The sequence below is a fragment of the Vibrio alginolyticus NBRC 15630 = ATCC 17749 genome, from assembly GCF_000354175.2.
Taxonomy (GTDB): domain Bacteria; phylum Pseudomonadota; class Gammaproteobacteria; order Enterobacterales; family Vibrionaceae; genus Vibrio; species Vibrio alginolyticus.
This window is the reverse complement of sequence record NC_022349.1, coordinates 710,580-728,313: the sequence shown is the minus strand read 5'-3', so window position 1 is coordinate 728,313 and position 17,734 is coordinate 710,580. Positions and strand designations below refer to the sequence as shown.

The window sequence follows — 17,734 nt, the reverse complement described above, 5'->3', positions numbered from 1 at the left end:
CCCTTTTCTTCTGCTTTGTCTTACTTATTCGTAGCCTAAAGCACTTTACATGCAAAACCTTTTAAGTAGAAGCCTTCTGGATATGCTGTATCGGTTGGGTGGTCAGCGGCTTGCTCAAAACGCTCCACAAACTTTACTTGGCGGTTAGCGTCTACGGCTGCATCAGCGATGATTTTCTGGAACAGAACTTGATCCATCAAGCCAGAGCACGAGTAGGTCAGTAGCGTGCCGCCCGGTTTTAGAATTTGCATTGCTAGCATGTTGATGTCTTTGTAACCACGACATGCACCGTTTAGTTGTGCTTTGCTCTCTGCGAACTTCGGTGGGTCCATAATAACCACATCGAACTGAGTTCCTTGATCGCGATACTCACGAAGTAGCTTAAACACGTCTGCATTTAGGAACACGGCACGCTTCTTCGAAATATCAAACTCGTTTAGCTCTGCGTTGAATTTTGCGGTATCTAAAGCAGGTTGCGACACGTCAGCGTTAATCACACGCTTTGCATCACCTTTTAGAGCGTAAAGTCCGAAGCCACCTGTGTAAGAGAAGCAGTTAAGAACTTCTTTGCCTTTCATATATTTCATCGCTTGCTGGCGACTATCACGTTGATCTAGGTAGAAACCTGTTTTGTGTCCGCCAACGATATCTACACTAATCTTTACGCCATTTTCTTCGATGACGACCGATTGAGGTGGCTCTTCGCCGTGCAAGACGCCCGTGATCTCTTTTAAACCCTCTTTTTTACGAACGGCCACGTCAGAGCGCTCGTACACATTACAATCAGGGAAGCACTCAACCAGAGCGTCAACAATAGCCTGCTTATTGTGTTCTGCGCCAGCACTGAGAAGTTGGCACACAAAGAAATTTTGGTAACGGTCAATCGTAACGCCTGGTAAGCCGTCAGACTCTGCTGCGATAAGGCGATAACCCGTAAGGCCATCACGTTCGATAATGTCTTCACGAAGAAGTTGTGCGTCTTTAAGTCGTTTAACGAAAAACGCGGTGTCGATTTCTTCTTTATCAAAACTCCAAATACGAGCACGAATTTGTGAAGCTGGCGAATATGCCGCCTTAGCTAGCCATTTACCGTCGTGAGTGAATACATCAACCGTTTCGCCAAGAGCAGGTTCGCCCTCAACTTTGTTGATGCCTCGAGAGAAGATCCAAGGGTGCTTGCGCTTGACCGATTTCTCACGACCTTTAACCAAATAGATAGCAGCTGTCATTTCATTAGCTCTTGTTGAATTTTGAAAGGGGCGTATTGTCCGGGATGTGAATGGTAAAAGCAATATCCCTCGGCAATCCAGTACATTGTAGTGACTTTTAAATACAAAAAAGGTCACTAAAGTGACCCTGTTATTTGAATTTGCTGTAACAGATTCCGTTGCTATGCTTTAAGTCCAGTAAGTAGAGCTTCCATTGTGTCGCTTTGCTTACGCAGTTGATCAACGTTTTGTGAAGTCGTGCTTATCATATTGCACACGTTATCTGCTTGAACTCGAATTTCTTCAACGCTTGAGGCGATATTGTCCGCGACTACACCTTGCTCTTCAGCTGCTGTTGCAATTTGAATGCTACTGTCGGAGATAGTTTGATTTTTATCTGCCAAAGAGCCGATTTCGTGATTCACTTCCGTCATGAGGTTTTGTCCCTCATTTGCATTATTAACTGTCACTTCCATCAGCTTAGTAAGCGACTGGCTGTTACGCTGTAACGATTCAATCATCGTTTGGATTTCAACTGTCGCTTGCTGAGTGCGTCCCGCAAGAGCGCGAACCTCATCCGCAACGACCGCAAATCCACGACCTTGTTCTCCAGCACGTGCAGCTTCAATCGCCGCGTTCAGAGCAAGTAGGTTGGTTTGCTCGGAGATCCCATTGATGGTTGTCACGACTTCATCAATTTGTGCGGCATTGGCATCTAACTCGGCAACGGCTTGAGACGCAGATTGAATCTCATTAGAAAGGTTCGAAATCGAGTGAAGCGTATTCTCAACTTTCACTTGTCCAGACTGAGCCACGTTACGTGCATCATCGGTTTGCGTGCTTGAATCGTGAGCTAGTGTCGCGACTTCTCGAATCGTTGATGCCATCTGTTCAGTTGCACTCGCAAGAGAGTTGAGGTGTTCCTGCTGAGTCGCTGAAATATCTGAACTGTGATGAATCGATTGATTCAGGTCTGAGCTAATTTGTTGCATTAACGCCACAGACTCTTGAATCGACAGCACCATTTGTTGCTCTCGTTCTGCAACTTTGTCTATCGTAATAGCAATTTCACTAAACTCGTCGCGAACAGGGAAGAAGTTCATTCTCGCAGTTAGGTCGCCACCAGCAAGAGTGTTTAAGGCTTTGTTCATCGTGAACATCGCGCCGCCAATAAACGTCATGATGTAGTAAACGCCAAGAGCGAGAATAAACAAGCTCACACAGATGATGCTTACTTGAGTCGTTGATAGGGCAGTCCATAAAGAAAGTTCATGGTTCGCAACCAAACTGTACGCACCATTTAAAACAGACACGGATTGCGAACCAGAGCCAATAGAAACGGTTTCTGAACCCGCTATGAGGCTTGCTACTTGAGATTGAGAAAGGTTGCCTGCCTCTATCAGACCTTTCATAAGCATGAGCTCTTCTTGGTACATACTTGAGATCAGTGTATTAGCCGCGCTATTAAGGACGAGAGTGAGAATGACTAAAGCAAGAAGAGGGAGAACGAAGAGCAAATAGAACTTTTCTTGAATCTTTAAGTGAATGAGATACTTATCAATCCAGCGGAATGGAATTTCTTTCATAATTATAATAACCGTGCAAAAACCCACTATCCTTAGTGGGGTGAATAGACGAAAAGAATATATCACTCAGTAAAAAGAAGCGGTACAAAGATGAACGTAAAGTGTGAGAGATTTATAGTAAAAGGTCACGTTCAAGGCGTCGGCTTTCGTTACCATACTTCCCATCAAGGATTGAAGCTAGGGTTAACAGGTTATGCGAAGAACCTAAACAATGGTGATGTTGAAGTGATGGCGTGTGGAACAGACGCGCAAATAGTTGCGTTTTCGGAATGGTTACAAGAAGGACCGCGAACGGCAACAGTAGAGCAAGTGATGCAGGAGCCTGCGTCGTATAAGCCGTTACGCGGTTTTAAAATTTTATGAATCTACAAGCATTTAGCTGGCTTTGGTAGGCCGGCTAATTTGGTTGCTTGTTTGGCTGGTCCCTTTTTAAACAGCTTGAATAGATACTTACTGTTACCTTTTTCCGGGCCGTGCGCTTTTTCCATCGCTTTCACAAGCATACGCACTGCAGGGGAGGTATTAAACTCTTCATAAAAGTCTCGCACAAAATGCACAACTTCCAAATGAGCATCCGTAAGCTCGATGTCTTCTTCTTTTGCTAAAAGCTCAATCATACCTTCTTCCCATTGAGTATGATCCAATAAGTAGCCTTGAGCATCCGTTTCAATTTCTTTGCCGTTGTAAACGAACATAACGTTTTATCCGTTAAGTAAACATGGATGTTTATAGATTAGCGACAGCCGAGAATGTTCTCAACAAAAGAATCTCGAAGTCGTATCGAGCGAAGCAAAAGCGTACAAAATGGTGAGTGCTTTTTGACAGAGCTAGGCACTTTGATATAAATGCTCTTTTATTCAAATAAATAGGAAACTATTCAGTTTGTTAGAAATTTTACGGGGTGAGTACCAACGAAATTGCATGGATACCCAGGCTTATTCGTTTTTGTTTTGGTTTTTTCTTGGCTACTTGTCTGATTATGGGATTTTATGGGTGAATGAATAGCTTAAACGTTGTGTTTGTTTTCATAGACCGATATTCTCATTGGATTAATAAAAGCCTGTATTCAGGTTAGAAACAACAATGATGACAAGGAGTTAGTCATGTCGAAACAACGTTACATTGAGATTAATGACAATGTAAAATCCACTTGGTCCATCGAGCGTATTTGGCAACTTGCAGAATCCTTACCTGTAGAAGAAATTTCGATTGATGATATCAAAGGCCCAAATGAAGTGACTTGGTTTAGTCATGAAGGGCCACAGCCAACCTGCCGTGAAATTGCAAAACATTGCCAACGAATCAACAATGCTGATTTGTCGTATCCGGTAATCTTAACCAGTGACTATCGTGTTTTTGACGGTATGCACCGAATCGCCAAGCAAATCATGTTAGGAGAGGAAACGATCAAAGTGAGACGCTTTAGAGAAAATCCAGAAGCTGACGAAGTTATCGAGTTGTCAGTAGAGCAGGCGTAATACACTGAATTGCACACAAAGAAAAAGCCCGAAGGAATTACCTTCGGGCTTTTTGATTCTACTTAACGAGAAACGATTAATCGTCGTTCATGATGCCTAGAATGCTTAGTAGGCTGATGAAGATGTTGTAGATTGATACATACAAAGTTACTGTCGCAGAGATATAGTTTGTTTCACCGCCACGAATAATGCCTTGTGTTGTCATCAGGATCGCCATAGTAGAGAAAATGATAAACAAGCTGCTCAACGCCAAGTGTAAAAGGGTTGATTGAATAAAGAAGCTTGCAATCATGCCCACAACCAGCACAACAAATAGTGATAGCATTAAGCCACCCATCATCGATAGGTCACGTTTCGTTGTTAGTGCGTATGCCGATGCTGCCATGAAAGATAGTGCCGTACCACCGAGTGCGGTTAATACGATATCGCCCATGCCGGCACCGATGTACATGTTTAGAATAGGGCCAACGGTGTAACCTAAGAAGCCAGTAAATAGGAACGTAAACACAAGGCCAAGACTGTTGTTACGGTTTTTTTCTGTTAAGAATAATAGGCCGTAGAAACCAACCAGCATTAGGATGATACCTGGATGTGGAAGGTTAAATGCCATTGCAACGCCAGCAACGACTGCCGACCATAAAAGTGTCATTGAAAGTAGAGCGTAAGTATTACGCAATACTTTGTTCGTTTGTAGAGCACTTTCTTGAGTTGAAGTGCGGGTAAACATTGGACTGTTCATAATCTTCCTCGATAAGAGACTTTCTTTTAAGTACATTTATGGGATTGAAAGTTCAAAAAATCAAGCCCTAACCATACGTAACTTAGATAAAATAATAATAGAAATAAGATGTTATGTATTTGGCAACTTGTAACACAATATTACTGCCTAGCATAGCTATGTTGATTCTTACACAGATTTTTGAATTTAGTAACAAAAAGCACTGGCTTCATAGAAACCAGTGCTTTTTTATGTCGATTCGGCTAAATCTTAGTGGTGTAAGATTTGCGCTAGGAAATTTTGGGTCCTATCCGATTGAGGATTTTCGAAGAAATCAACAGGGTTGTTTTCTTCGATGATCTCTCCTGCGTCCATGAATATCACGCGATCGGCAACTTCTTTAGCAAAGCCCATTTCATGTGTCACACAAAGCATAGTCATGCCTTCCTCGGCGAGTTCGACCATTACATCCAGTACTTCGCGAACCATTTCCGGGTCGAGTGCAGATGTTGGCTCATCAAAAAGCATGACTTTAGGGTTCATACACAAAGAGCGAGCAATCGCCACGCGTTGTTGCTGACCACCAGACAGCTGACCGGGATACTTCTCCGCTTGGTCTGGAATTTTAACACGTTCCAGATATTTCATCGCAACTGCTTCTGCCTCATCTTTTGGCATCTTCTTCACCCAGATAGGCGCGAGCGTACAGTTTTCCAGTACGGTTAAATGAGGGAAGAGATTAAAGTGTTGAAAGCACATGCCCACTTCTCGGCGTACTGCTTCAATGTTCTTTAAGTCTTCAGTTAATTCCGTACCAGAGACGTAAATGCTGCCTGCTTGGTGCTCTTCAAGGCGGTTAATACAGCGAATCATCGTTGATTTTCCCGACCCAGATGGGCCACAGATAACGATTTTCTCCCCGCGCTTAACGTCGAGGTTAATATTTTTTAGTACGTGAAACTCACCATACCATTTATTCATGTCCTTCAATTGGATCATGTAATCTTGTTGTTGCGTCATAATACGTCCTTGATCTTGATGAGTTATCGTTTGTGACCGGTATGAAGTTTGTTTTCAAGCCATATCGAATAGCGCGACATGCCAAAACAAAATACCCAAAACACTAACGCGACAAATACATAACTTTCTGTAGCAAAACCTAACCATTCAGGGTCGGTGTTTGCTGCTTGCCCTATACCGAGTACGTCAAACATACCAATGATGAGTACCAAACTGGTGTCTTTAAACAAACCGATGAAGGTGTTCACGATAGAAGGAATAGTAATCTTTAGCGCCTGTGGCAAGATAATCAGCCCAGTCTTTTTCCAGTAACTTAACCCAAGCGCATCAGCGGCTTCATATTGACCTTTCGGAATGGCTTGTAGACCACCGCGTACCACTTCTGCCATGTAAGCGGAGGCAAACATAACCACACCGATAAGGGCGCGAATCAGTTTATCTGTCTCTGAACCTTCAGACATAAATAATGGAAGCATAACCGAAGCCATGAACAAAACCGTAATCAGCGGAACGCCACGCCAAACTTCAATGTAGACGGTACAAATGCTGCGAATGATCGGCATCTCTGAACGTCTACCAAGCGCAAGTACCACACCAATTGGCAGTGAAACTACGATACCAACTAACGCAATAATGAGCGTAACGAGTAATCCACCCCATTTGTGTGTATCGACCACTTCTAGTCCAAAGACACCCCCGTACAACAGCCCAGCGATGATGAATGGGTAGATGTTTACGAAGAAAAGCCAAATCCACATCCGTTTCGGTGTCTTCTCATACGCGAGTAAAACAGTAAACATGGCCAATGTGATATAGAAAAGGCGAGGGCGCCATAGTTCGGACTCTGGATAAAAACCATACATGAACTGCTCCCAGCGCACGCTGATAAATACCCAGCAAGCACCATCTCGGCTACAGTCGTCACGCGTTGAGCCAATCCAGTCTGCGTTAATAAACGCCCAATCCACGATATACCATATTGCAGTTACGACAATATACGCAAGAATGACAGTAACAATGGAATTGATAGGGCCATTAAATAGATTTTTCCGCATCCAACCAACGAAGCCTACAGTATTGGCGGGTGGCGGGAGATCCGGTTGAAATTGATGAGTACTCATATTATCTCTCCACCAGCGCGACTTTACGGTTATACAAGTTCATTAATGCAGACGTAATCAGACTTAATGTCAAGTACACGCCCATCGTCATCGCAATGATCTCAATCGCTTGTCCCGTTTGGTTCAGGGTAGTACCAGCAAACACAGAGACAAGATCTGGATAACCAATCGCCATCGCTAACGATGAGTTTTTGGTGAGGTTGAGATATTGACTGGTTAAAGGTGGAATAATAATTCGTAACGCTTGAGGAATGACAACAAGCTTTAAAGTTTTCGAGCGTGGTAAGCCTAGCGACATCGCTGCTTCGGTTTGACCATGGCTAACCGCATTAATACCAGAGCGCACAATCTCAGCAATGAAAGAAGCTGTATAAACACTCAATGCCAAAAGTAGCGCAGCCAATTCAGGAATAATGCTAATACCACCTCGGAAGTTAAACCCTTTTAGTTCAGGATAATTCAGTGAAATTGGCATACCAGCAAGGAAGTACACAACCAATGGAAGGCCAACAACTAAACCCAAAACTATTCTTCCCATTGGGGTTTGTTGCCCAGTGAGACGTTGCTTATTATTCGCCCATACATTAATTAATAAGCTTGCGATTACCCCGAAGATTAACGCGGCAATAACGTAGCTACTGCCAGGTTCCATAGTCGGTGCAGGGAAATATAAGCCACGAACGTTCAGGAAAATAGCTTCACCAAGACTTAAGCTTTGGCGTGGTGAGGGTAATGCTTGAAGAACAGCGAAATACCAGAAGAATATTTGCAGAAGAAGGGGGATATTTCGGAAAGTTTCGATATAAACTGCCGCTAAACGACTAACTAACCAGTTAGAAGAAAGGCGGGCAACCCCCATGGTAAAGCCAATCACAGTAGCCAGAATAATACCTAATACAGAGACTAACGCCGTATTAAGAAGGCCGATGATAAATGTTCTACCGTAAGAGTACGTTTCATCGTATTCAATTAATGTTAACCCAATACCAAACCCGGCTTCTTGATTCAGAAAACCGAAGCCCGTTGCAATACCACGAGCATCTAAGTTATTGAGAGCGTTGTTTACAATCGTGTAAAAGAAAAATACCAGTGCAGCAATGGCAATGATCTGGAAAATAGCAGAACGAAAGGCAGGATTATAAATCAGGCTCTTGCTTCCGCTTGGTTTGGACATCGTACTTGGCGATGCATCTTGTGTCGGTTTCATACAGCGATAACCTCAAACCTTAGTTATAGATATCGGCCTGTATAAAGAAGTTTCGTCCTTGCTGGCTAAAGAATAACGCTCTCATGTCTGGTGACTTACGAACCTTTAAAGCCGTTCCACCAAGCGAGCGCTTTTCGCCATCCAATGAGCGATCCTTACTCATACAGTGAGATATAATCAAGAAAAAGGGCGGCATGAACCGCCCTGATTAACTCTTTCTATCGGATTGGTGGCGCGTACATAAAGCCGCCCGCATTCCATAGCGCATTAACGCCACGAGAGATTTCTAACGGCGAACCAGTACCGACTGTACGCTCGAAGCTTTCACCATAATTACCAACTTGTTTGATAACTTGGTAGCCCCAATCATCACGAATACCCAAACCTTTGCCTTTAGGGCCATCAACACCGAGGATACGTTTGATGTTTGGATCTGTTGACTTCAGCATTTCATCCGCATTCTTCGAACTAATACCGTATTCTTCAGCGTTAATCATCGCAGACAATGTCCACTTAGCGATGTTAAACCATTGATCATCGCCTTGACGAACGACTGGACCTAGTGGCTCTTTAGAGATGATTTCTGGAAGAACGGCCGCAGAGGACGGATCTTTCAAATTCAAACGTAGTGCATAAAGGCCAGATTGGTCAGTTGTTAATACGTCACAGCGTCCCGCATCAAAACCTTTCGAAGTTTGCGCCGCTGTGTCGAATACCACTGGTTTGTACGCCATGCCTTGGTTGCGGAAATAATCTGCAAGGTTTAGCTCGGTTGTTGTACCTGATTGAACACATACCGACGCACCATCAAGCTCTTTAGCACTTGAGATACCAAGTTCCTTCTTCACCATAAAACCTTGACCATCGTAGTAGTTCACACCTACGAAGTTTAGGCCCAGTGCAGTGTCACGGTGGAGAGTCCAGGTCGTGTTACGGGAAAGCACATCAATCTCACCAGATTGAAGCGCAGTGAAACGTTCTTTTGCGGTTAGGGGTACATATTTAACTTTCGTTTTATCCCCAAGAACGGCTGCAGCCAGTGCTTGGCAATATTCTACGTCGATACCTTCCCATTCGCCTTTTGAGTTAGGGTTAGAGAAACCAGGTAGACCGGTACTTACGCCACAAGTAAGAAAGCCTTGTTTTGTGACTTTGTCCAGAGTAGTGTCTGCTGCTTGAGCTGATGTTGCCATCATCGCAGTAGAAGCCGCTACGACGGAAGCAAGAACTGTGAGTTTATTTGCCATTTGTATCCTTCCTGTATGATCCATGTTTAATCAGGAGTGACCTGAAATAACGTGTCCAATTCGTTAGAGTTATCGTCCTACGTGATTGATTTTCGAAGAAACGGCATTCGATAGATCAACCAGTTATAAGCGTAGGAAAGGATCTGTTAATTCTCAAATATATAATTTAAATGAAGTTTTGAGAGAACTTACAAAGTGCCTTGAGATTTAGAATGACGAAATGTTAATTGTTTGTAAATAGTGCAATTCATGGACAATTTGGTGCATCAGAACAATCAATAGAAGAGTGAACAATACAAAAGAATAAAAAGTTGTTATTAAAACTGTCATTAGCTGAGCAAGGTGAAGTTCAGTAAAAATTCAAACAAAAATTATTTGTGATACCGAAACAGGGTGATGAGCTTGCCCCATTTTTGGTAGCATGGTCTACAACAGCTAATTAGAGTAATCATGGATTGAAATGCGATATTTTCCTCTGTTCTTAGATTTAATTAATAAACCCGTTCTCGTCGTGGGTGGTGGTGAGGTGGCAAGCCGAAAGGTGGAAGCGTTGCTAAAGGCTGGGGCGGATGTGACTATCGTTTCTCCGACGTTGGTTGATTTTCTGTCTAAGCTTGCTTCTGAGCATCAACTGCGCTGGGTACAACGTTTCTATTCGAGTGACATTGTCACTAAAAGCTTTGTTCAAGTGTGGGCGACGACAGACAATCCTGAGCTAAATCACCAAGTGTACAAAGATGCCAAAGAGCTAGGCATCTTGGTTAATGTTGTGGATGATAAGCCTTATTGTGATTTCATCACGCCGTCTATGATTAATCGTGGCCGTATCCAAATCGCTATCTCTAGTGGTGGAGCTTCGCCAGTTTTAATTCGAAACATCCGTGAAAAACTTGAATCGATACTGCCACAAAACATGGGGTTGATGGCGGACTTTGCTAACTCAAAGCGAAACTCAATTAAAGAGGCGCTGCCTAGTGTCGATTTACGCCGCAAGTTTTGGGAGCAATTCTTCTCGAACCCCGAGGTGGAAAACGCGCGAGATAATCGTGAGTTAGAAGCAATTTACCAAGCGACCATGGCAACACCTTTAGATGAAAAGGGAAGTTGTACTTGGGTTCATGTTGGGAAAGATGTTGAGATGTTGCCAATAAAAGCCGTACGCTATATGCAACAAGCGGAGCTGGCTCTGTACTCAACTCGATGTGAAGCGAATGTGTTAGAACTAATACGAAGAGATGCAGAAAGAGAAGCTTTCTCGAGCGCTGCTGAGCTTTCGGATATGCTGGCCAAGGCTAAAGCTGAAAAGCTTCGAATTTGCGTGTTCATACCACAAGGAACGAGCGAATTCGTATTGCTGCAAGGACAGGACTTAGTTATCTAGCAATGCCAAATGCTAAAGTGGATACGTAGTTCGTTACACTAAAGCCAATAAAAAACGCAGCGGATTATGCGCTGGCGTTTTTATTTACTTCTCAGATTGATTAATCACGGAAGTTGTTAAACTGGAATGGGATACCCATCTCTGCTTCACGAATCGCTGCCATTGTCGCTTGCAGGTCGTCGCGTTTCTTACCGGTAACACGTACTTTGTCGCCTTGAATAGAAGCTTGTACTTTTAACTTTGCGTCTTTGATAAGTTTCACTACTTTTTTCGCCGTTGGAGTATCAATACCTTGGCGGAAAAGCAGAGTTTGGTGCCAGTTTTTACCAGTAACGTCTGGGTCTTGTGCATCCATTGCGTTCGCGTCAATGTTACGCTTCGCTAAGTGGCCGCGTAAAATGTCGCGCATTTGCTTAAGTTGGAAGTCACCTTCCGCAGACATTTTTACGTTTTCTTCTACTAGCTCAAAGCTCGCATTTACGTTGCGGAAATCGAAACGAGTAGACAATTCACGGTTAGCATTATCAACGGCGTTACGTAGTTCAACCGTATCGATTTCAGAAACAATATCAAACGATGGCATGAAGATTCCTTGATTATTTTGTTATAGGGACTTTCGGGACTTAACAGCGCTTGCCAGCATATCTAGCATTGTAGCAGTGTCTTCCCAACCTAGGCATGGATCTGTAATAGACTGACCATACGTTAGGTTATTGATGTCAGTCATTGGCTGATTGCCTTCAAGAATAAAGCTTTCTGCCATGATACCCGCAATACGAGTGCTGCCTGACTTAATTTGGTTACAAATGTCTTGAGCTACGTCGATTTGTTTTCTGTGTTGCTTCTGACAGTTTGCATGGCTGAAATCCACAACCAAACGTTGTGGCAATCCAAACTCAGCTAAAGCATCACATGCTTGTTTGACTGATGCTTCATCAAAGTTAGGGCCTTTTTCTCCACCGCGCAGAATAATATGACCGTAAGGGTTGCCACTTGTGCGGTAAACCGTCATTCGACCGTTCTTATCTGGCGAGTAGAAGTAATGCGATGCTTTCGATGCGCGAATTGCATCAATTGCAATTTTTACGTTGCCATTTGTGCCATTTTTGAAACCAACTGGGCAAGATAGTGCCGACGCCATTTCACGGTGAATTTGTGATTCCGTTGTGCGAGCACCAATCGCGCCCCAAGTGATCAAATCCGCGATGTATTGGCCAGTGATCATATCAAGAAACTCAGTAGCAGTCGCAAGACCAAGCTTGTTGATATCCAGTAGTAGTTTACGAGCTTTATGAAGACCAGCTTCAAGTGCGTAAGAACCATCTAGGTTAGGGTCCGTAATCAAACCTTTCCAACCAACTACTGTACGAGGCTTTTCAAAGTAAGTACGCATCACGATAAACAGTTCGTCTTTGTACTTGTCTTGGATTTCACTCAGGCGAGTGGCGTAATCAATGGCAGCTTCAGTGTCGTGAACAGAACACGGACCTACAATCGCAAGAAGGCGATCGTCTTCACCCGATAAAATGTTTTCAATCTGACGACGAGATTGAGCGATACGGTCTGCAACGTCATCCGTAATAGGATGTACACTACCTAGCTCTGCTGGGGTAGGCATTGGACCCAAAGGCTGGGTTCTCAATTCATCTGTTTTTATAGGCATGTTATAGCTTTATTCTCTATTGCGAAGGGGTAAAGATAACGGAATTACAGGCAGGAATAAACCGTTTCACGGGAATCTTCGCCAGGAAATACCGAATTGTATACAAAGGTGTAGGTATTCATTTAAATGACTTATGTATAAATGACAAAACTTGATCATTAAATCAATATATATACATTTGAATTTATAACCATTTTATCTATCTCGCTGTAAGGTAATCTAAGTAACTGCGATAAACTTCATACCTCACGGGTGACGCCGTCACTTCATGAGGGTTAAATAACTCGTGAGATCGAGCTTTTGTTAACATTTCTTTGACATCTATTTCTTTCGTTGATTAACTGGTCTGACTAGATTGGTAAGGAGACCAAAATGTTATCAGCTCTACGTCGTGCGAATTTGTATCTAAATCTGTTTGGCTTTTCGAAAGTGCCGCTGATTTGGCTTTGCCACCCTAAAATCATTGCGATAGATAGCAAGCATGTTGAGGTTCGTATCCCATTGCGCAGAAGAACGAAGAACCACCTGAATAGCATGTATTTCGGCGCTTTAGCCGTTGGCGCTGATGTTGCTGGTGGTTTTCTTGCTATGAGTAAAGCGCAAGAAAAGGGAGAAGCGATCTCGCTAGCATTTAAAGGTGTGAAAGCCGAGTTTTTAAAGCGCCCGGAAGCCGATGTGCACTTTGTTTGTAACGATGGTCATGTCATTGATGAGATGCTCGAGCACACCTTGGCAACGGGTGAACGAGTAAATCGTGACGTAAAAATTGTCGCGCTGTGTCCTAATTTACATGGTGACGAGCCAATGGCTGAATTTTCGCTTACTCTTTCGATAAAAAAAGCAGCCCAACAAAGAAAAGAGGCTGCCTAGTGGTTTGTGGCTCGTTTGTTTAAAGGCGTTGGCTTAATTGAGTTCAATCTTCTCGATAGAGACGATTTTGGAGCGATTTAAGACCACTTTCCAGCGGTAATAAACAGGCTCATCGGTGTGGTTGTCCTCTTTGACAATCACATTGAGCAAATGACGTTTCTCTACTGACTCTTTGGTTACTTGACCTTCATTTAAACGGTAAACTCGGTTTGAGCTTTTATCCATCAAGCGGATGATAGGGCGCAAACTGATGTTCAATGTTTCTCTCGTTTGTTCGTAACCACTCAAGAAAAGAGAGGTCGCCATTTCGGTTTTCTCGTGATAATGAAGAATCTGCTCTTCACGTTGAACGACGCGTTTTTTACGTATTCTTTGAATCTTATCCGGCAAGCTACTTAAGGTACGATAATCGAGCCACTCCAATTTTTTGCCAACCACTTTTTTCGTCGTTGGATCAACGTACTTCTTACGCCATTTTGGTTTGCCTTTACGGATCCATCGCCACATGGCATCGCGTAAATCATCTTTAAAGATTTCTCGTAAAGCGTAAATAAAAGACATCGCGATAATGAATGAGGCAGAAATTTCCCCCAGATAATCGCGAGCGAGAATCACGGTCGAGGTCACGACAACCATCACTAAACCGGTTGCAATACCTTTGATAGCGCGCTTAATGTTGTTACCCATCGATATGGTTTCTTCACGAAGCACGATAGGGTGTTCAATCAATCGCCTTAGCAAGCGCATTTTGTTAGATAGGCGAGTAACGTCTTCAACGACTCTTGATGAGTTGTATTTGTTGAGTTTACGATGGGCTTGCTCTTTCTCACATAGCGTGATCAGACGCTTTTTGATCGTGCCATAGTCGCCTTCACGTGGTAGATGGGCCACCAGTGACAGGAACTTTTGCTCGGTATACCAAGACAGATAGTTATCGATGTTAACGTAGTAGCGTTTTAAGTTCTCTTCATAAGGAATAGAACGCCGCAAGCGCTTTAAGATCTCAAGCGTGAGCTCGATAACTTCGTCCACTTCATCTTCCGTTACGGAGTTGTTCTCATGCTTGTTTAAACTTGCTACCGCTTTGTCTAGCGCGATAACGTATTGGTAAGCGAACAAACTCAAACTTACTCGGTATTGCTGATTCGACAGGCGTCCACGTTTGGCAAGTCGACTGTGTACTAGCGGAAGAAGGATTTCAGTACTGTAATAAGATCGTTGCTGTGTGATTGAGGTGTAATAAAATTCGGATTCACTGATGATATCGGCGTTTAAACCAAGCTCACCAGGTATAAAAAAGTAAATATCTAGGTCGACACTTTTGCTCTTTGCGAGTGCATGACTGATTTTTAATGTTATTGAGTCTTGTTTATCGACGGTGACCAAAGAAAGCTCCTGACTTTGCTAAAGCATTCTTAACTTATGCGTTCCGTTGAGCAGGTAAGTATAAGAGTGCTAAAAGAGTGACTGGGGCATATAGCTGAACGACAACAGCATAACAGAGCACTATGCTTTTCTCTCTGATTTTCTTGTTAGTTTAGGTATAATTCCACGTAAATTTAAAAAGAGACAAAATCAATGATTAAAATTGGTCAAATTAACAGCTTAGAAGTCATTAAAAAGGCTGATTTTGGCGTATTTCTGGATGGCGATGATTACGGTTCTGTTCTACTACCTAGTAAGTATGTACCAGAGGGTACTGAAATTGGTGAGCATGTAGACGTATTTCTGTACTTCGATTCAGAAAGCCAACTTGCTGCGACCATTGAAAGACCAATTGCCCAAGTGGGTGAATGGGGTTTAATGAAGATTGAGGGTGTGAATGCGACAGGTGCTTTTGTAAATTGGGGCATCAAAGAAAAGGACTTACTGATTCCTTTTAGTGAGCAACGCACTCGCTTCTCTGCCGGACAAACCATTTTAGTGTATGTTTATACCGACAAAGCGTCAGGTCGCATTGTTGGTACGACTAAGTTCAATAAATGGTTAGATAAAACTCCAGCGAATTATGAAGTTAACGAGCAAGTTGATTTGATCATCGCAGAGCGTAGTCAACTTGGTTATAAAGCTATCGTTAATGGTAAGCATTGGGGCATGATTTTCCCATCGGATGTTTTTGGTAAGCTTTACATCGGTAAAAAGCTGAAAGGCTTTATTAAGCACATTCGTGAAGATGGCAAAATCGACCTTGCTCTACAAAAAGTCGGTGTGGCGAAAATGGACGATCTTTCTAGTAAGATCCTTGACTTGCTAGAGAAGAAAGGCGGATTTTTGCCTTTGAATGACAAGTCTTCTCCTGAAGCGATTTTTGATGCTTTCCGCACAAGTAAAGGGACTTATAAAAAGACCATCGGTGGCTTATACAAGCAGGGTAAAATTGTCATTGAGAAAGACGGTATTCGTCTAGCGTAGTCCAAACTCACGTATAGTGGAACTACAGCCAAAAAAACGGCCCAAACTTTTCCTTTTTTTGGGCCTAGGGGAAACGGCTCCGCAGAGCCTGCGCTAAACTTGTCCAACAATAATTTTGTTGGTGAACATAGAGAGAAATGCCACATCAAAGCATTACTTTGATACAACTAGTTTAGTACAGCGTGTCCGGATCGCTAGCGAGCCCACTTGCTTTCATACTTACGAATTAAAAAGCCATCGCAAATACGATGGCTTTTCATTTATTTATGGTTCGTTACGTCTTTTAAAATAAGTTCTTATCTCGTACTAATTCGCGAGGGAGACCATTCTTTATTCGGTTGCTTACCCACTTGCCAAGGCCAATAACTGCGCCTTGATAGGTGACAAGCACTTCGCCTTTACCTGTTTTCATTCCCTCAGGAATGGTTTGTGGGCGAACATCACGCCCCATGTACCATTCGCGCGCTTCTTCAATACTGAGTTCAATGGCGTTGCTTTCAGAACCTGTCGCCAGGGCAGTCGCGACTTGGTGTTGCCAACGGTAGCCATTTTTATGGGCTTCCGCGATCTTTATACCCATACGGGAGAAGCGTAATTCGCCGATCATCGCTTCTAAAGCATTAGGGAATAACCAGACATCTTTATCGCGAAGCCATACAGAACTGTCATTTGGAAGTTTAATACCTAACGCGCTTTGGAGTTGTTGAGCAATTTCTGTCGATTCTTTTTTTGAAGTTTTAGCAAAGGGGAATTTCCCCATGCGCTTTTTGACTTCTGGCGCCTCAACAGCAGCCAGTTTGCGAATTCTTGCAACAAAGAACCCTTCACAGTCGTAGACCTGTGGGAAAATATGCAAAAAGCCTTCTTCAGTTAGAGCTGCCTCTGCGTTTTCAAACAAGTTCTCAAGGCTTTCAAACTCTACAGCATCCCCAAAGGTTTCTTTCAAGTGTTGACAAACTTGTTGGTTTTCTTCTGTACTGAGCGTACATGTTGAGTAAACCATCACACCACCGGGCTTTAATGCATGGAAGGCGCTTTCAATAAGATCTTTCTGTGTGTCAGCGATGTCGAGTACGGAAGCTTGCGTCCAGTTTTTCATCGCATCTTCGTCTTTGCGAACGGTGCCTTCTCCAGAGCAAGGCGCGTCGAGCAAAACCGCATCAAATTGTTCTGGTAGCCAACCGCCAAAAACGCGTCCATCGAAGTTACTTAGTGCGGCGTTACGTACCCCACAACGTTCCACATTAGCGTGCAGTACTTTTACACGACTTGCGGCGTATTCATTGGCCACAAGTACACCTTCGTTGTTCATTAAAGCTGCAATTTGAGTGGTTTTTGAGCCTGGAGCGGCTGCGGTATCTAACACGGCATCGTAAGATTCATCATTCATAAACAGAGCAGATACCGGCATCATCGAACTGGCTTCTTGAATGTAGAATAAGCCAGACATGTGTTCTGCTGTGTTGCCTAATGGTACAACTGACTCATCCGCTTCAATCCAAAACCCCGTGTCACACCAAGGCACAGGAGAAAGCTTCCAGCCTTTTGCTTCTGCTCGTTCTAGAAACGCTTCAACACTGATCTTCAACGTATTAACTCGAATACTTTTGCGCAGTGGCTTTTGGCACGACGCGATAAAGTCTTCCATGTTGAGGTGAGCAGGAAGGATAGTTTGGATTTTTTCCAGAAACGCGTCTGGGATGTAAACATTAGGATGCAATGTGGGATCTCGTTTGCAGAATTTGTGGCAAATAATATACGAAAGCGAAGCAGAAACGAATAGTGACAAGGGCCGAGCGATAAAAAAGAGCAGCGATTGCTGC

17 protein-coding genes are annotated in these 17,734 nt (G+C 43.3%); 5 read left to right on the top strand and 12 right to left on the bottom strand.

The genetic code is table 11. The features are described 5' to 3' along the window. Nucleotides 1–35 precede the first annotated feature (35 nt). Both N646_RS03160 and N646_RS03155 read right to left on the bottom strand, forming a co-directional pair. A complete protein-coding gene (locus tag N646_RS03160) occupies nucleotides 36–1,229 on the bottom strand; it encodes a class I SAM-dependent methyltransferase (RefSeq protein ID WP_017821866.1) in 1,194 nt (397 codons plus the stop codon). Between the two features lie 161 nt (nucleotides 1,230–1,390). Further along, complete coding sequence (locus N646_RS03155; RefSeq protein ID WP_017821867.1) at nucleotides 1,391–2,794, bottom strand: methyl-accepting chemotaxis protein; 1,404 nt, start codon at nucleotides 2,792–2,794, stop codon at nucleotides 1,391–1,393. Nucleotides 2,795–2,884: 90 nt separating this feature from the next. Between N646_RS03155 and yccX the strand changes: the two genes are divergently transcribed. Then, nucleotides 2,885–3,157, top strand: a complete 273-nt coding sequence (yccX, locus tag N646_RS03150) for an acylphosphatase (protein WP_005377386.1) — start codon at nucleotides 2,885–2,887, stop codon at nucleotides 3,155–3,157. 2 nt (nucleotides 3,158–3,159) lie between these two features. Here yccX and N646_RS03145 read toward each other — a convergent pair whose 3' ends face one another. After that, nucleotides 3,160–3,489 carry a TusE/DsrC/DsvC family sulfur relay protein gene (locus N646_RS03145; protein ID WP_005377396.1) on the bottom strand — a complete coding sequence of 110 codons (330 nt, stop codon included), beginning with the start codon at nucleotides 3,487–3,489 and terminating at the stop codon, nucleotides 3,160–3,162. Between the two features lie 408 nt (nucleotides 3,490–3,897). Between N646_RS03145 and N646_RS03140 the strand changes: the two genes are divergently transcribed. Next, the gene (locus N646_RS03140; protein ID WP_005377398.1) at nucleotides 3,898–4,272 is read left to right on the top strand and encodes a chromosome partitioning protein ParB; all 375 of its coding nucleotides are present in this window, start codon (nucleotides 3,898–3,900) and stop codon (nucleotides 4,270–4,272) included. Nucleotides 4,273–4,348: 76 nt separating this feature from the next. Here N646_RS03140 and N646_RS03135 read toward each other — a convergent pair whose 3' ends face one another. From N646_RS03135 to N646_RS03115, 5 genes are all read right to left on the bottom strand, one after another. Next, a complete protein-coding gene (locus N646_RS03135; protein WP_005377399.1) occupies nucleotides 4,349–5,011 on the bottom strand; it encodes a Bax inhibitor-1/YccA family protein in 663 nt (220 codons plus the stop codon). A 249-nt stretch (nucleotides 5,012–5,260) separates the two neighbouring features. Then, nucleotides 5,261–6,010, bottom strand: coding sequence for an amino acid ABC transporter ATP-binding protein (locus N646_RS03130; protein ID WP_005377400.1), 750 nt, complete (start codon nucleotides 6,008–6,010; stop codon nucleotides 5,261–5,263). 23 nt (nucleotides 6,011–6,033) lie between these two features. After that, complete coding sequence (locus N646_RS03125) at nucleotides 6,034–7,131, bottom strand: amino acid ABC transporter permease (protein WP_017821868.1); 1,098 nt, start codon at nucleotides 7,129–7,131, stop codon at nucleotides 6,034–6,036. Between the two features lies 1 nt (nucleotide 7,132). Continuing rightward, a complete protein-coding gene (locus tag N646_RS03120) occupies nucleotides 7,133–8,338 on the bottom strand; it encodes an amino acid ABC transporter permease (protein ID WP_005377402.1) in 1,206 nt (401 codons plus the stop codon). Nucleotides 8,339–8,556: 218 nt separating this feature from the next. Beyond that, entirely contained in the window at nucleotides 8,557–9,585 is a 1,029-nt protein-coding gene (locus tag N646_RS03115) for an amino acid ABC transporter substrate-binding protein (RefSeq protein ID WP_005377403.1), read from the bottom strand. A 460-nt stretch (nucleotides 9,586–10,045) separates the two neighbouring features. Here N646_RS03115 and N646_RS03110 point away from each other — a divergent pair, with 460 nt between their 5' ends. Further along, on the top strand, nucleotides 10,046–10,966 hold the full coding sequence (locus tag N646_RS03110) for a precorrin-2 dehydrogenase/sirohydrochlorin ferrochelatase family protein (RefSeq protein ID WP_005390199.1): 921 nt from the start codon (nucleotides 10,046–10,048) through the stop codon (nucleotides 10,964–10,966). Nucleotides 10,967–11,066: 100 nt separating this feature from the next. On the opposite strand, the gene N646_RS03105 is transcribed toward N646_RS03110, so the two are convergent. Beyond that, a complete protein-coding gene (locus tag N646_RS03105) occupies nucleotides 11,067–11,549 on the bottom strand; it encodes a YajQ family cyclic di-GMP-binding protein (RefSeq protein ID WP_005377415.1) in 483 nt (160 codons plus the stop codon). 21 nt (nucleotides 11,550–11,570) lie between these two features. Continuing rightward, the gene (locus N646_RS03100) at nucleotides 11,571–12,629 is read right to left on the bottom strand and encodes a 3-deoxy-7-phosphoheptulonate synthase (protein ID WP_005390197.1); all 1,059 of its coding nucleotides are present in this window, start codon (nucleotides 12,627–12,629) and stop codon (nucleotides 11,571–11,573) included. 372 nt (nucleotides 12,630–13,001) lie between these two features. On the opposite strand from N646_RS03100, the gene N646_RS03095 reads away from it, so the two are divergent. Beyond that, entirely contained in the window at nucleotides 13,002–13,499 is a 498-nt protein-coding gene (locus N646_RS03095; RefSeq protein ID WP_005377418.1) for a DUF4442 domain-containing protein, read from the top strand. Between the two features lie 33 nt (nucleotides 13,500–13,532). Here the strand turns inward: N646_RS03095 and N646_RS03090 are convergent, their stop codons facing one another. Continuing rightward, nucleotides 13,533–14,885: a hypothetical protein gene (locus tag N646_RS03090; RefSeq protein ID WP_005377421.1), complete on the bottom strand. Its 1,353-nt coding sequence runs from the start codon at nucleotides 14,883–14,885 to the stop codon at nucleotides 13,533–13,535. A 192-nt stretch (nucleotides 14,886–15,077) separates the two neighbouring features. On the opposite strand from N646_RS03090, the gene N646_RS03085 reads away from it, so the two are divergent. Further along, nucleotides 15,078–15,911, top strand: a complete 834-nt coding sequence (locus N646_RS03085; protein ID WP_017633794.1) for a CvfB family protein — start codon at nucleotides 15,078–15,080, stop codon at nucleotides 15,909–15,911. Nucleotides 15,912–16,194: 283 nt separating this feature from the next. On the opposite strand, the gene rsmF is transcribed toward N646_RS03085, so the two are convergent. Continuing rightward, a complete protein-coding gene (gene rsmF / locus N646_RS03080; RefSeq protein ID WP_017821869.1) occupies nucleotides 16,195–17,631 on the bottom strand; it encodes a 16S rRNA (cytosine(1407)-C(5))-methyltransferase RsmF in 1,437 nt (478 codons plus the stop codon). Nucleotides 17,632–17,734: the final 103 nt, after the last annotated feature.